The 14460-nt window shown below is 61.5% G+C and carries 8 protein-coding genes; 3 read left to right on the top strand and 5 right to left on the bottom strand.

Annotated features, from left to right (window positions below; all coding sequences use genetic code 11):
* The 3 genes from BW14_RS12090 to BW14_RS04030 all read left to right on the top strand — a co-directional run.
* Positions 1–199, top strand: a 199-nt coding sequence (locus BW14_RS12090) for a hypothetical protein (RefSeq protein WP_219847185.1), incomplete at its 5' end; no start/stop codon positions are given.
* A gap of 20 nt (positions 200–219) precedes the next feature.
* Positions 220–3783, top strand: coding sequence for a DNA-directed RNA polymerase subunit beta (locus tag BW14_RS04025; RefSeq protein WP_044090102.1), 3564 nt, complete (start codon positions 220–222; stop codon positions 3781–3783).
* A 141-nt stretch (positions 3784–3924) separates the two neighbouring features.
* Positions 3925–7971: a DNA-directed RNA polymerase subunit beta' gene (locus tag BW14_RS04030; RefSeq protein ID WP_044090103.1), complete on the top strand. Its 4047-nt coding sequence runs from the start codon at positions 3925–3927 to the stop codon at positions 7969–7971.
* Between the two features lie 112 nt (positions 7972–8083).
* Here BW14_RS04030 and BW14_RS04035 read toward each other — a convergent pair whose 3' ends face one another.
* The 5 genes from BW14_RS04035 to BW14_RS04055 form a co-directional block, all read right to left on the bottom strand.
* Positions 8084–8695: an FHA domain-containing protein gene (locus BW14_RS04035; protein WP_238566976.1), complete on the bottom strand. Its 612-nt coding sequence runs from the start codon at positions 8693–8695 to the stop codon at positions 8084–8086.
* Positions 8696–8822: 127 nt separating this feature from the next.
* Positions 8823–9458 carry a hypothetical protein gene (locus tag BW14_RS04040; protein WP_044090105.1) on the bottom strand — a complete coding sequence of 212 codons (636 nt, stop codon included), beginning with the start codon at positions 9456–9458 and terminating at the stop codon, positions 8823–8825.
* Positions 9459–9493: 35 nt separating this feature from the next.
* Positions 9494–11983 carry a transglutaminase domain-containing protein gene (locus BW14_RS04045; protein ID WP_044090106.1) on the bottom strand — a complete coding sequence of 830 codons (2490 nt, stop codon included), beginning with the start codon at positions 11981–11983 and terminating at the stop codon, positions 9494–9496.
* Entirely contained in the window at positions 11980–13218 is a 1239-nt protein-coding gene (locus BW14_RS04050) for a DUF58 domain-containing protein (RefSeq protein WP_375137548.1), read from the bottom strand. Before BW14_RS04050 ends, BW14_RS04045 begins: the two co-directional genes overlap by 4 nt.
* A gap of 11 nt (positions 13219–13229) precedes the next feature.
* The gene (locus tag BW14_RS04055) at positions 13230–14426 is read right to left on the bottom strand and encodes a MoxR family ATPase (protein WP_044090107.1); all 1197 of its coding nucleotides are present in this window, start codon (positions 14424–14426) and stop codon (positions 13230–13232) included.
* Between the last annotated feature and the right edge of the window lie 34 nt (positions 14427–14460).

The following is a 14460-nucleotide window of genomic DNA, read 5'->3' on the forward strand; positions in this document are numbered from 1 at the left end:
GAAAAAATGTGGCGAACAGAAGGCGAAAGCTTGTCCGCGCAAGACAGGCGCAAAGATAGTTGTTTTGTCAGCGCTTACTGCTATTCTTTGGAATTTGCATAAGGTGTGTCATATTGCGGGCATGCCGACGACAATGAAGCGCCCGCAGAGGCATATGGTGGCCATGCGCGCGCTCCCAGGGGAATTACCACATTTTTAGCGAGCGATAAGGAACGTCCATTGGCTAACACAGCTACGACGAACACCACTACCATCATCGCACGCGCCGACCAGCATGACATTGATCTGCACAAGGCGTCGGATCGCGTGAACTTCGGCTCCATCAAAGAGCCTATTGATGTACCCTATCTGCTGGGCGTACAGACAGACAGCTTCGACTGGCTGATCGGCAATGAGCGCTGGAAGAAGCGCGTCGAAGAGGATGAGGCGAACGGCACCAACACCGTCGCCCATACTTCCGGACTCGATGAGGTCTTCAACGAAATCTCCCCGATCGAGAACTTCGCGCAGACCATGTCCCTGACCTTCTCCGACCCGTACTTCGAGGAGCCGCGCCACACGGTTCAGGAGTGCAAGGAGAAGGACTACACCTACTCCGCGCCGCTGTACGTGAACGCCGAGTTCGAGAACGGCGACACCGGCGAGATCAAGTCGCAGACCGTGTTCATGGGCGATTTCCCGCTGCAGACCCCGCACGGCACGTTCATCATCGGTGGCACTGAGCGAGTCATCGTCTCCCAGTTGGTGCGTTCTCCTGGCGTGTACTTCGACCGTCAGCAGGACCGTACTTCCGACAAGGAAGTCTTCGGCGCCAAGATCATCCCGTCCCGTGGCGCATGGCTCGAGTTCGAGGTCGACAAGAGGGATCAGCCGCAGGTTCGCGTGGACCGCAAGCGCAAGCAGTCCGCCATCGTATTCCTCATGGCCATCGGCATGACCAAGCCCGAGATCGCCGAAGCCTTCAAGGATTATCCGCTGGTGCTGGATGCTCTCCAGCGAGAGACCCTGGAAACCCAGGACGAGGCTCTGGTGGACCTGTACCGCAAGATCCGTCCGGCCGACACCCCGACCCCGGAAGCCGGCAAGAACCTGCTGGATTCCTTCTACTTCAACACCAAGCGTTACGACCTTGCCCGCGTGGGCCGCTACAAGATCAACCGCAAGCTTGGTCTTGAGGCCGATTTCAATGACCGCTCCCTGCACCGGGAGGACATCATCGCCACCATCAAGTACCTGGTGGCCCTGCACGACGGCGCCAAGACCTTCGCCGGCAAGCGCAATGGCGAGGACATCGACCTGCGCGTGGACGTGGATGATATCGATCATTTCGGCAACCGTCGCATCCGTCAGGTCGGCGAGCTGATCCAGAACCAGCTGCGCACCGGCCTGAGCCGTATGGAGCGCGTGGTGCGCGAGCGCATGACCACTCAGGACGCCGAGGCCATCACCCCGCAGTCCCTGATCAACATCCGCCCGGTGAACGCCACCATCAAGGAGTTCTTCGGCACCTCCCAGCTCTCCCAGTTCATGGATCAGAACAACCCGCTCTCCGGTGTGACGAACAAGCGTCGTCTCTCCGCTCTGGGCCCCGGTGGTCTGTCCCGTGACCGCGCCTCCATGGAAGTGCGAGACGTGCACCCCTCCCACTTCGGTCGTATGTGCCCGATTGAATCCCCTGAAGGCCCGAACATCGGTCTGATCGGTTCTCTGGCTACCTTCGGCCGTGTGAACCCGTTCGGCTTCATCGAGACCCCGTACCGTAAGGTCGTCGACGGCCACGTGACCGACGAGGTCGAGTACATGACCGCAGACCGCGATCTGGACCACGTCATCGCCCAGGCCAACCAGGAACTCGACGAGAACGGCAACTTCGTGCAGAAGTCCGCTCTTGCCCGAGTCGGCGAGGAAGAGGCAGTCGATGTGCCGGTGAGCTCCGTCGATTACATGGACGTCTCACCGCGCCAGATGGTCTCCCTCGGTGCCTCCCTGATCCCGTTCCTGGAGCACGATGAGGGCCACCGTGCACTGATGGGTACCAACATGCAGCGTCAGGCCGTGCCGCTGATCGAGTCCGAGCGTCCGCTGGTGGGCACCGGTTCCGAATGGCGCGCAGCCAACGATTCCGGCGATGTGATCAAGTCCGACAAGGACGGCGTGGTGACCTACGTCTCCGCCGACCTGATCCGCGTGATGAACGACGATGGCACCACCAGCTCCTACAAGCTGGCCAAGTTCCAGCGCTCCAACCAGACCACCTGCTACAACCAGCGCCCGATCGTGCATGACGGCGAGCGTGTGGAGGCCGGCTCGGTCATGGCCGATGGCCCCGCAATCCAGAACGGCGACCTGGCTCTGGGCAAGAACCTGCTCATCGCCTTCATGCCGTGGAACGGCTACAACTACGAGGACGCCGTGATCATCTCCCAGCGCCTCGTGCAGGACGACACGCTCTCCTCCATCCACATCGAGGAGTACGAGATCGACGCACGTGAGACCAAGCTCGGCGCCGAAGAGATCACCCGCGACCTGCCGAACGTCGGCGAGGACGCCGTGGCAAACCTCGACGAGCGCGGCATCATCCGCATCGGCGCCGAAGTCGAGGCCGGCGACATCCTGGTCGGCAAGGTGACCCCGAAGGGCGAGACCGAGCTGACCCCGGAGGAGCGACTGCTGCGCGCCATCTTCGGCGAGAAGTCCCGCGAGGTGCGCGACACCTCCCTGCGCGTGCCTCACGGCGAGACCGGCACCGTCATCGGCGTCAAGGAGATCACCCGCGAGGATGCCGAGGAGGACGGCGACGAGCTGCCCAACGGCGTGAACCAGATGATCCGCGTCTACATCGCCCAGCACCGTAAGATCACGGTGGGCGACAAGCTCTCCGGCCGCCATGGCAACAAGGGCTGCATCTCCCGCATCCTGCCCGAAGAGGACATGCCATTCCTCGCCGACGGTACCCCGGTGGACATCATGCTGAACCCGCTGGGCGTGCCTTCTCGAATGAATCTGGGCCAGGTGCTCGAACTGCACCTCGGCTGGATCGCCCACGCCGGCTGGGACATCTCCCTCGACCCGAACCTGGAAGCCGAATGGAAGAAGCTGGTGCCGGCAGGCGCCGAGAAGGCCGAACCGGGCACCCCGGTGGCCACCCCGGTGTTCGACGGCGTCAAGCCGGAAGTGCTCAAGGGCCTGCTGTCCACCACGCTGCCGAACCGCGACGGCGACCGCCTCGTGGGCCCCGACGGCAAGGCGACCCTGTTCGACGGCCGTACCGGCGAACCGTACACCAAGCAGATCTCCGTCGGCTACATGTACATGCTGAAGCTGCACCACCTGGTCGACGACAAGATCCACGCACGCTCCACCGGTCCGTACTCCATGATCACCCAGCAGCCGCTTGGTGGCAAGGCCCAGTTCGGTGGCCAGCGCTTCGGCGAGATGGAGGTGTGGGCCCTTGAGGCCTACGGTGCCGCCTACACGCTGCACGAGATGATGACCACCAAGTCCGATGACGTCGACGGCCGTGTGCGTGTCTATGGCGCCATCGTCAAGGGTGATAACCTGCCGCCGGCAGGCATCCCTGAGTCCTTCAAGGTGCTCCTGAAGGAAATGCAGTCCCTGTCCCTCAACGTCGAAGTGCTCAACGCCGAAGGCGTGGCCATCGACATGAAGGACGAGGAAGACGATCCGGTGAGCTCCACCGACGACCTGGGCTTCAACATCGGCGCCCGCCCGGACGCGGCCGCCAAGGAAGACCAGAAGGTCGACGAGCCCGAATACCAGTGATCCCACGGGCCGCATGCCCGATTACGATGCCCCCGGCATCGGCCGGTCTCAACGGTATGAGACCGGCCCCGGGGCAGCCCGATCGATATGCGGCTCCACACAGCGTGAACGAAACATTTTCAACAAGGAACGGATTTATAAGTGCTGGACGTCAACGCATTTGACAAGCTTCGCATCGGCCTGGCCACTGCAGACGATATCCGCGGCTGGAGCCACGGCGAGGTCAAGAAGCCTGAAACCATCAATTACCGTACTCTGAAGCCCGAGAAGGACGGTCTGTTCGGTGAGCAGATCTTCGGTCCGACCCGCGACTGGGAGTGCGCCTGCGGCAAGTACAAGCGTGTGCGCTTCAAGGGCATCGTCTGCGAGCGTTGCGGCGTCGAAGTGACCCGCAGCCGCGTGCGCCGTGAACGCATGGGCCACATCGAGCTGGCCGCACCCGTGACTCACATCTGGTTCTTCAAGGGTGTGCCTTCCCGTCTCGGCTACCTGCTGAACGTCACCCCGAAGGATCTGGAGCGCGTCATCTACTTCGCCTCCTACATGGTCACCGAAGTGAACGATGAGGAACGCCACAACGACCTGCCCGGCCTGCAGGACGAGTTCGACTCCGAGATCTCCCGTCTCGAGCAGCGTCGTGACGCCGATATCGAAGCCCGCGCCAAGAAGGTGGAGGAGGATCTCGCCGCTCTCGAGGAGGCTGGCGAGGCCAAGGGCCCGGCCCGCGCCAAGCTGCGCAACGGAGCCGAGCGCGACATGGCAGCCATTCGCACCCGTTACAACGACCAGATCGCCCGCGTGGACGCCGTCTTCGACAAGTTCAAGAAGCTCAAGCCCGGCGACATGGTCGATGACGTCGATCTGTGGCGTGAGATGCAGGATCGCTACGGCGACTACTTCGACGGCTGCATGGGCGCCGAGGCCATCAAGAAGCGCCTGCAGTCCCTCGACCTCGAAGCCATCTCCAAGGAGCTGCGCGAGGAGATCAAGGACGCTTCCGAACAGCGTAAGACCAAGGCGCTGAAGCGCCTGAAGGTCGTCAACGCCTTCCTGACCACCGGCAACAAGCCGGAGGCCATGGTGCTCGACGTGATCCCGGTCATCCCGCCGGATCTGCGGCCGATGGTCCAGCTCGACGGTGGCCGTTTCGCCACCTCCGATCTGAACGACCTGTACCGTCGTGTGATCAACCGCAACAACCGTCTGAAGCGACTGATCGAGCTCGGCGCCCCCGAGATCATGCTCAACAACGAGAAGCGCATGCTTCAGGAGGCCGTCGACTCGCTGTTCGACAACGGTCGTCGTGGCCGCCCTGTCACCGGTGCGTCCAACCGCCCGCTCAAGTCCCTGTCCGACATGCTCAAGGGTAAGCAGGGTCGTTTCCGCCAGAACCTGCTCGGTAAGCGAGTCGACTACTCCGGCCGTTCCGTGATCGTGGTCGGCCCGTCCCTGCGTATGCACCAGTGCGGTCTGCCGAAGCCGATGGCCCTCGAGCTGTTCAAGCCGTTCGTCATCAAGCGCCTCGTCGACCTGAACTATGCACAGAACATGAAGTCCGCCAAGCGTCTGGTCGACCGCGGCGACTCCGAGGTGTGGGGCGTGCTCGAAGAGGTCATCTCCGAGCATCCGGTGCTCCTCAACCGTGCACCTACGCTGCACCGTCTGGGCATTCAGGCCTTCGAACCGATCCTGGTGGAAGGCAAGGCCATCCACCTGCCGCCTCTGGCCTGCGCCGCCTTCAACGCCGACTTCGATGGCGACCAGATGGCAGTCCACCTGCCACTGTCCGCCGAAGCCCAGGCTGAGGCACGCTCCCTGATGATGGCCTCCGACAACATCCTGAAGCCGGCCGACGGCCACACCGTGACCATGCCGTCCCAGGATATGATCCTCGGTCTGTACTACCTGTCCACCGTCATCGACGGTGCCAAGGGCCAGGGCCGCGTGTTCTCCTCCCTCGAGGAGGCCGAGATGGCTCTCGACCGTCACGAGATCGACATGCAGGCCAAGGTGCTTATCCGCCTGCCCAAGACCTTCACCCTCCCGAAGAACTGGGAGCCCGGCGAAGTCAAGGTGGTCGACCCGCGCGACGGCGAGACCGGCGTGGCCAAGGAAGAGCGTCTGCACGACGGCACCGTCCTGTTCGCGACCTCATATGGCCGCATCCTGTTCAACGAGACGCTGCCGACCGACTATCCGTTCGTCAACGAGCAGGTGGCCAAGGGTCGCCTGTCCAAGATCGTCGATGACATCGCCATGCGTTACTCCACCCAGCAGGTGGCTGCGACGCTGGACGCCCTGAAGGACCTCGGCTTCACCCGCGCCCCGTGGTCCGGCGTGTCCTTCGCCTTCTCCGACGTGAACGAGCCGCCTGAGCGCGACCAGAAGATCGCCGAGTTCGAAGCCAAGGCCGACAAGGTCAATGCCAACTACGAGATGGGTCTGCTGACCGAGGAGGCCCGCCGTCAGGAGCTCATCGACCTGTGGACCGAATGCACCGCCGAGGTGTCCAAGGAAGTCGAAGACAAGTTCGACCCGACCTCCAACCTGGCCATCATCGTGCAGTCCGGTGCACGAGGCAACATGATGCAGATCAACCAGATCGCAGGCATGCGTGGCCTCGTGGCCAACCCGAAGGGCGAGATCATTCCTCGTCCTGTGAAGTCCAACTACCGTGACGGCCTGTCCGTGCTGGAGTACTTCATCTCCCAGCACGGCGCGCGTAAGGGTCTGGCCGATACCGCACTGCGTACCGCAGAATCCGGTTACCTGACCCGTCGTCTGGTGGATGTCTCCCAGGACGTCATCGTCCGCGAAGAGGACTGCGGCACCAAGGCCGGCCTCATGATCCGCGTGGCCGACCGCGACGCCGACGGCAACTTGAACCTCGTCAAGGCCGCCGACGGTGGCCCGTACTCCCGTCTGCTCGCCGCCGATGTCATCGACCCGGCCGACGGCAAGACCGTGCTGTACAAGCGTGACGACGCCCTGTCCATGGACGTGCTCAACGACCTCGTGGCCCACGGTGTGGAAGAGGTCAAGTGCCGTTCCGTGCTGACCTGCGAATCCAAGCGTGGTGTGTGCTCCAAGTGCTATGGCTGGTCCCTGGCCACCAACACTCTGGTCGATGTCGGCGAAACCGTCGGTATCGTCGCCGCCCAGTCCATCGGCGAGCCTGGTACCCAGCTGACGCTGCGTTCCTTCCACTCCGGTGGCGTCGCCGCAGCATCCGATATCACGCAGGGTCTTCCTCGTGTCACCGAGCTTTTCGAAGCCCGTACCCCGAAGGGTGAGGCTCCGATCACCGAGTTCGCCGGCACCATCAAGATCATGGAGAACGATCGCGGTCGCCAGATCATCCTGACCCCGGACGCCGATTCTGGCGCACCGAAGGAAGACGGCGTGATCAAGCCGATCACCTACCAGGTCTCCAAGCGCGTTCCGCTCAAGGTGGCCGATGGCGATCACATCAAGGTCGGCACCCAGCTGGTCGAAGGTTCCGTGGATCCGAAGAAGATCCTCACCATCCTCGGCAAGCGCGCCGCTCAGGTCAACATCGTGGAGGAAGTGCACACCGTGTACCGCTCCCAGGGGGTGGACATCCACGACAAGCACATCGAGGTCATCGTGCACCAGATGACCCGTCGCGTGACCATCATCGACTCCGGCGACACCGACCTGCTGCCGGGCGAGCTGGTGGACAACGCTCGCTTCCGCGAGATCAACCGCAACGTGGTCAAGAACGGTGGCAAGCCTGCGGTCGGCCGTCCTGCCCTGATGGGTATCACCAAGGCATCCTTGGCCACCGATTCCTGGCTGTCCGCCGCCTCCTTCCAGGAGACCACCCGCGTGCTTACCGAAGCCGCGCTCTCCGAGAAGGTCGATGACCTCAAGGGCCTCAAGGAGAACGTCATCATCGGTAAGCTCATCCCGGCCGGTACGGGTCTTGCCCGTTACCGCAACGCTGTGGTGGAGCCTGACAAGGCCATCCGCGACACCATCTACCCGAACTTCGGTCTGGGTGGTGACAACGATCTCGGCGATGCGAGCTTCTCCGACTCCGATCTGTCCGATCTGAACTTCTCCAACTTGGAGTTCGGTGATCTGAAGCTCGGTGACGACTTCAACCCTGACGATTTCTACTCCGATCAGGGCGATTTGACTGACGGTGATGATGCGCAGCAGTGAGCGCTGATTGACCGATGACAGGTCGATGACGGGTGTCGGGCGTTTGCCTGGCACCCGTCATTTGTTAGCGAGACAGACCACTAGGGTTTGTCACAGGTCTGTCACAGGTCTGTCACATTTGGGTCAGCTTGAAGAAGAGGTCGCCCAGACGGACCGTTGCCGGAATATCGAGACGCATCGGTGTGCCCGCTGGCACTTGGGTTTCATGGTTGCCCCGGATGATGTAGGTGCCGTTCAAAGAGTCACAATCCTCAATCCAAAGCCGCCCTTGGTCGTCGATGCTGAGCGTCGCATGGGTGCGGGAGGTCGTGCGCGTCGGATCGTCGATTCGTGCGATGGTGAAGCCCTGCAACGAGTTCAGCGCCGGTTTGCGTCCGAGAAGGGTATTACGGCTCACTGTGATGTTTTGACCCGTCGTGTCGTTATGCAGCACGAATCGGTGGGGTGCTTCTGATGGTTGTGCGGCACTGCTCGGTGGTGAAGTATGGTTGGGCTGTGCCGTGATGATTGGCCGCGCAGAGCTGGCTGGTTGTGCGATGCTGGCTGGTTGCGCGGTGCCGGCTGGTTGTGCGGTGCCGGCTGGTTGTGCGGTGCCGGCTGGCTGCTTCGCGGTGTTCGGCCGCATGATGCCGTTCGGCTGCACCCCGTCTGCCAGCGGGGTTTTGTTCGGCTGTTGCTTGCGTATTGGCTGGGGTAGTGGATGGCTGACATCGCTGGTCTTCACATCGTCGGCATACCATCCGGGTTCAGGTGCCGGTGGATAGGGAAGTATGGCCATGATTACTGTCCTTTGTTGTTAGCCTGTGACTGCTTTGCGGCATGTCGTCGGTGTAGTGCGCCGGCGATGAACGCTACCTCCTGGAGGCCAGCGCCGCATCGATGTCGGGATCGCCCAGTTGTCGGAGCCAATCCAGCAGTGCCGGATACGTGTTGGGATTGCGGGCTATGCAGGCGCGCAGTTCAGGCGCATATTGTGCGATCTGTGCGATGGTCATCTGGTCGGTGGTGGTCAGTGCCTGCTGCACCGTGAATCCATATGGGTTGGTGGGCACCGGCTCTTTGGCTGCTGGCGATTGAGCTTCACGCTGGGACTGGAATTCGTGAGTGGCGGAATTTGCGGCATTTGCGGCGGAACTCACGGAGGATTTTGCAGCGGCATCTGCAACGGAACTTGCAGCACCCGCAGCGGCATTCGCGGCAGCTGCAGCGGAATTCACAGCAGAACGCTCCGCCTCTTCTCGCTCGATGTCAGGTCGGTTCTGCACCGGCCCACCGATGGAATCGGCGGTAATGCCCAGTTGCGACAGCGTTTCACGGGCTCGGGCATCGCCGAACTCGGCGAGCCAACGTTTCAGTCCGGGGTAGCAACGGGGATTCACCGCCACATTGGCACCGAACTCCGGGTTCTCATAGGCGATTTTCGCCAATAGTATCGGATCGGCATCGGGATCTTGAACTGCAGCGACTGCGGTGTCATAGTCGACCATGGGACTGCCTCCTTGGAAGATTGCCTCCTTGCTCTCTACGATAATCGCGACTGTTGCCTATCCTGCCGTGTCGTTTCATGATGGGACTCAGCAGGATGGGCAGTGCGTACGCGCGTGGTACTGTCACGCCGGACTGCGTTGCGCGCAATCCCTTGTAGGGAAAGCATCGTGACGAGTCGCCTCAGCCGAGGCAACGAATGCAACAGTGCTGCACGCGCCGCATCAACCTGGTTCCAATACCTATCGGCTTGTGCCGGTGGTATGTCTTGGCCGGAGAAGGTGACATAATCTGCGTCCCGGCTCAGTTGCTGCAACAATTTCGGCGATGTATGCAGTTCGTGGGCTATGCCGTTCGCCTGTTCGCGTCTGGTGCCGCGTACGGAAACGCCGCTTTGCAAGGCCAGTGTACGGACGGCCTCCCATCCCGCGGCCACACGCGTTTTCGGAGAGCCTCGACGTCTTGCGCGGGCCAGTAGCAAAGCCTTATAGGCGAGAATCATCGTGCAGACGAGGATGAGTGCCCATAGTGGACTGCCATACACGAGTATTGGACGGGCGATGTGCCATACGCGGTCCCAAACCGAGCTGGCCGGCGGATCGGCGTCCACGCCCGACAGTGAGCTCAGCCCTTTGGCCTGCGTCTGATCGCGCAGCGGATTGGTCAGTGGCACGGGTGGCTGCCGCACCAGTGTCTGCGGCTTTGGGGGAACCAGATTCTGAGTGTCGTCGGGGACCTTGGTCTCTTTGGGGGTGGGATAGAACGCCACCCAGCCGAAGTCGTTCAGTTTGATCTCCACCCATGCGGCGACGTCATTGCCGGTGAACGCAATGGTGGTCGTATGATCCGATGTGGTGGTACGGGACTTGGAAATGCTGCCGTCGCTGTCTTTGGGCAGGAATCCCATGACCACTCGGGAGGGTATGCCCAATTCGCGTGCCATCAAAGCCATTGCCGATGCATATTGTTCGGAGTCGCCCACCATTGCCGTGCCCGTGAGCAGCGCGTTGATGCGATAGCTGCCATGTCCTGCTGCGGACGGGTAGTCGCCTTGCAGCCCGTGCGAGAACCAGCCGGAGTCTTTCAGTGCCTTGGTGATGGTCTCGGCGGCGGCGCCACCGGTGGCCTGTCCGCCGGCCACAGCGGTGGCGAACTTGCCGACGGCATCCGGTACATCGTCGGCCGGCGGCTGATCGATGTGTGCGGCTGGTGCATTGCTGATTTGCGATGCGCTGGGAACAGTGGGGAGGACGCCGGATTCGCTATAGGTCATGTCTGCACGCAGGCCGGCGGCGAAAATAGCGGAATCGGTGCCGGAATTGTAATAGAACGAATCGGCATCGTCGCTTGTGGTAAATCGAACACGGGTGGCGGCACCGGCCAAGGGTAGCCACGTGTCGCCGAGCCCTTGATGTACATGGAAGGTGGCGGTGAATGGCTTGCCCCGTTCATCTGTGGCGATGGATGAGCCCACCCGGCGATAATCGGAGGAATCCGATGCCTGGGCGGAATCGGACAGATTCCACACCGAACCATCGAAGCGGTCCATCACGGCCAGGCGCACCGGTGTCCCGGCGGGCAGGCCGGTGACGCTTAGGAGCACGTCATCCTTGTGGTTCTTGAAGTATGAACGCATCCCGCTTAACGGGCTGGTGTAGTCATACGGGTTGATCGGCGGCTCATAATGATCCCGCAGTATCAAGCGATGCTGCGGAATGGCTATCGTTCCTGCGATCGCCAGGGTGGCGGCGAGGGCCGGAATGATTAGTGAGGGAACCCATCGCTTCCATTCCAGGAATCCCACGCGCCACGACAGCCAGACAATGAGCAGTATGGCGGTTATGATGCCGCTGGTTGCACGATGCCAGCCGGTACTGGTCCCCAACAGCGCGCATGATGCCATGGCCGCAGCCAATGGCAGGGCACTGACCAGCGAGAGCCAGGCGTTGGACGACACGGCGAATGATCCCGCCAGAAAAGTCAGCAGAAGGCCCATGCTCCATACAGCCATCAAGGAGCCATCTGCGGTGCCGACGGGAGGATCGATGGAAATCAGGTATGTAAAGGAGCCAAGCATGGCATACCAGCCTTGGCTTATCGTATCAAGACTGGGGATTACGTGGGCGATGGTGGTGTGAGGAAGTGTGATGATCGGCCCGAGAAGGAACTGGGAGCCGGCGAGGAACACCAGTTGCCACCATAATCGCAATGACGGCACCAGTCCGGCGAATGTGATCACGGCGCCAAGCAGGGTGGCGGTGATTGCGGTGATGGCCCATGCCGCAGGGTCGCCGTATACGTCGATGAGATTTGACAGTGACAGCAACATCAGGATGACGATGACTGCGAGACTGCCGATGCTGGCGGTTCGCGACTGCCGTGTGGCGCTCGCCGCATGGCGTGTGCCGTTGCCGATTGTCCAGATCGCCGATTGGGGAGAGTCCGCCCATGAACCGGTGTCTGAGGTGTTGGCGGACAGGCGGGGCAAAAGACGGGTGGATAGGCGGGAGAGTATGTCGGCTGTCATGTGAGGGCCTTCATGATGAGGGGAAGGTCATCCAGTTCGCCCACCGTCGCCAGAGTGAAGCGGGCGAACCGTTCCATGGAGCGATATGCGCCTACGCTGGCTTGCAGCACCACGCACTTGGCTGATGGGGGTAATGCCTGAGTGGCTTGCTTGAGCTGATCGACGGTGATGAGAGAACCCACGACGAACATGTAGCATGAGGCGTCGGGCGAGTGCTCCAGAGTGCTCTGTACGGGATTGAGATGGTCTTGACTCTGCCGGCTCGGTGCGATGCCGCTGGCTTCGTCAAGCAGCAGCATCGCATTGCGCGGGCGGACGTGTCTGGTTCCGGCATGCGTGGAGACGGGTCTATGCTGTGCAAGACATGCGACGCCGATGGACGCATGGATGGAGACCCCCAGTTCGAATTCCTGTGCTGTGGCGTATCCATCAGGATTGACGCTGATGGTCAGCGAGGTGTCTGTGCGTTTCGTGGCCTCATACTGACGGATCATCAGGGAGCCGGTTTTTGCCGAGCTCAGCCAATGCACGTTGCGCACATCATCTCCGGGCGTATACTCACGCAACCCGTGGAAGTCGAGGTCGTCATCGACGATCTGTCCGGAAGGACGCCCTTCCAGGTCGCGGGGAATGCCCGCATTCACTGAACGCAGCGGAATTGTTTTCGGATGGATGTAGACGATGATGCGCTCGGCCAATCGTTTGTCATGGCGAATCAGTCCGAAGGGGTCCCCTTTGCGGATGTGCAACGGTCCGATGGGCAGGGCGGCGCGTTGCAGGGCGCGGAATGCCAGCTCGGTGCGTTTGGCTTGCCGTGGCGCCAGCATGGGGATGCTGAACCATTCATGTTCGTCTCCGATGGGCAGGCTGCCTTGCGCGCTGGCCGTGGCTGCGGCACTGGTGTTGTCGATATCAATGGTGATGCGTATGTCGTCACCCACGGTCACGCGTTGATTTGACGCGCTGATATGTGCGGTGAAACTGGTGTTGCCCAGGGACAGTACGACCGCGACGATGAGCATCACTGCGGCCGTGATGCCGAAAGCGAGCAGCTCATGCCATCCGAGCCATGCGAACGATCCGAGGCAGGCTGCGGCGCTCAGCCCTACCGCCCATCCGAGCGGGGAGATGCAGGCATTGACAGCATGGGCGATATGTCTGACCGCATTGACGAACATGCGCCTGGGATGTATGCGTGACGATGAATGCGGCATGGTGCTGGATCGAATACTCATGGCCGTGTCCTTCAGGTGCTCAACGTGGGCGTCGGCACATCATTGAGAATCTGCGTGATCAGACGCTCTGCGGAGGTGCCGTCGAACGAGGCTTCGGGGGCAAGCACGATGCGATGGGCCAGAACGGGTATGGCAAGTTCGGTGATGTCATCGGGTATCACATAGGCCCTGCCATCGGCTGCGGCCCAGATTCGGGCGCATCGCGCGAGCGCCAGGGCGCCGCGCATCGACGATCCCACAGCGATGCGCTCGTTATGGCGCGTCGCCTCGACCAGGCGGACGATGTATTCGCGGATGGAGTCATCGATATAGACGCTGGTGGCGGTTTCCCGCATACGCAGCACGTCATCGCCGGTGAGCACCGGGGAGACGGTCCGTGCGCGGTCGACCACGTCGATCTGCCTGAGCAGGTCCACCGATACGTCATGGCCGGGGTAGCCGATCGATGTCTTGATAAGGAAGCGATCCATTTGCGCTTCAGGCAGGGCGTATGTGCCAAGCTGCTCTATCGGGTTCTGTGTGGCAATCACCATGAACGGTTGCGGCACCTGATGCGAGACCCCATCCACAGTGACGTTCTGCTCCTCCATGACCTCCAGCAACGCCGATTGGGTTTTCGGGGAAGCGCGGTTGATCTCATCCGCCAGCACTATGGATGCGAACACCGGCCCGTTGCGGAATTCGAATTCGCCATGCTTCTGGTCGTAATAGGTGATTCCTACCACGTCGGATGGCAGAAGATCGGGGGTGAATTGGATGCGTTTGAAACTCGCGGATATGGAATTGGCCAGTCCGCGAGCCAGTTGTGTTTTACCGGTACCGGGATTGTCTTCAAGCAGGACATGTCCGCCGGCCAGAAGGGCGGTGACGCATAGTCTGATCGGCATGGTCTTGCCTACGACCACGGTGCCGATGCTGTGTACTAGCCTGTCGTAGGAGTTCTGGAACGCGGCTATCTGCGGTGTCGATTGTTCCAGCATGCTGGTCGTTGCCTCTTCGACGACCGAGGTCTGGGCCATGGTGTCTTCCGTCTTGCCTGAGATGGTTTCCGGCGTGCCGGAAGGGGTGCGCGGTGCTGTGCCGGAAGGGTTATGCGGTGCCGCGTCGGAAGGGTTATGCGGCAGTCGGCTGATCCTCGTGCTGTCCGATATCCGAGTGGCATCTGAAAGCCGTGTCTCGTCGGTGATCTGTTCGCTATGCTCGCTCATACGTTCTCCCGATGTGTGATGTGTGAAGTGTGAT

This window comes from Bifidobacterium sp. UTBIF-68, assembly GCF_006408855.1.
In the GTDB taxonomy this organism is placed as follows: domain Bacteria; phylum Actinomycetota; class Actinomycetes; order Actinomycetales; family Bifidobacteriaceae; genus Bifidobacterium; species Bifidobacterium reuteri.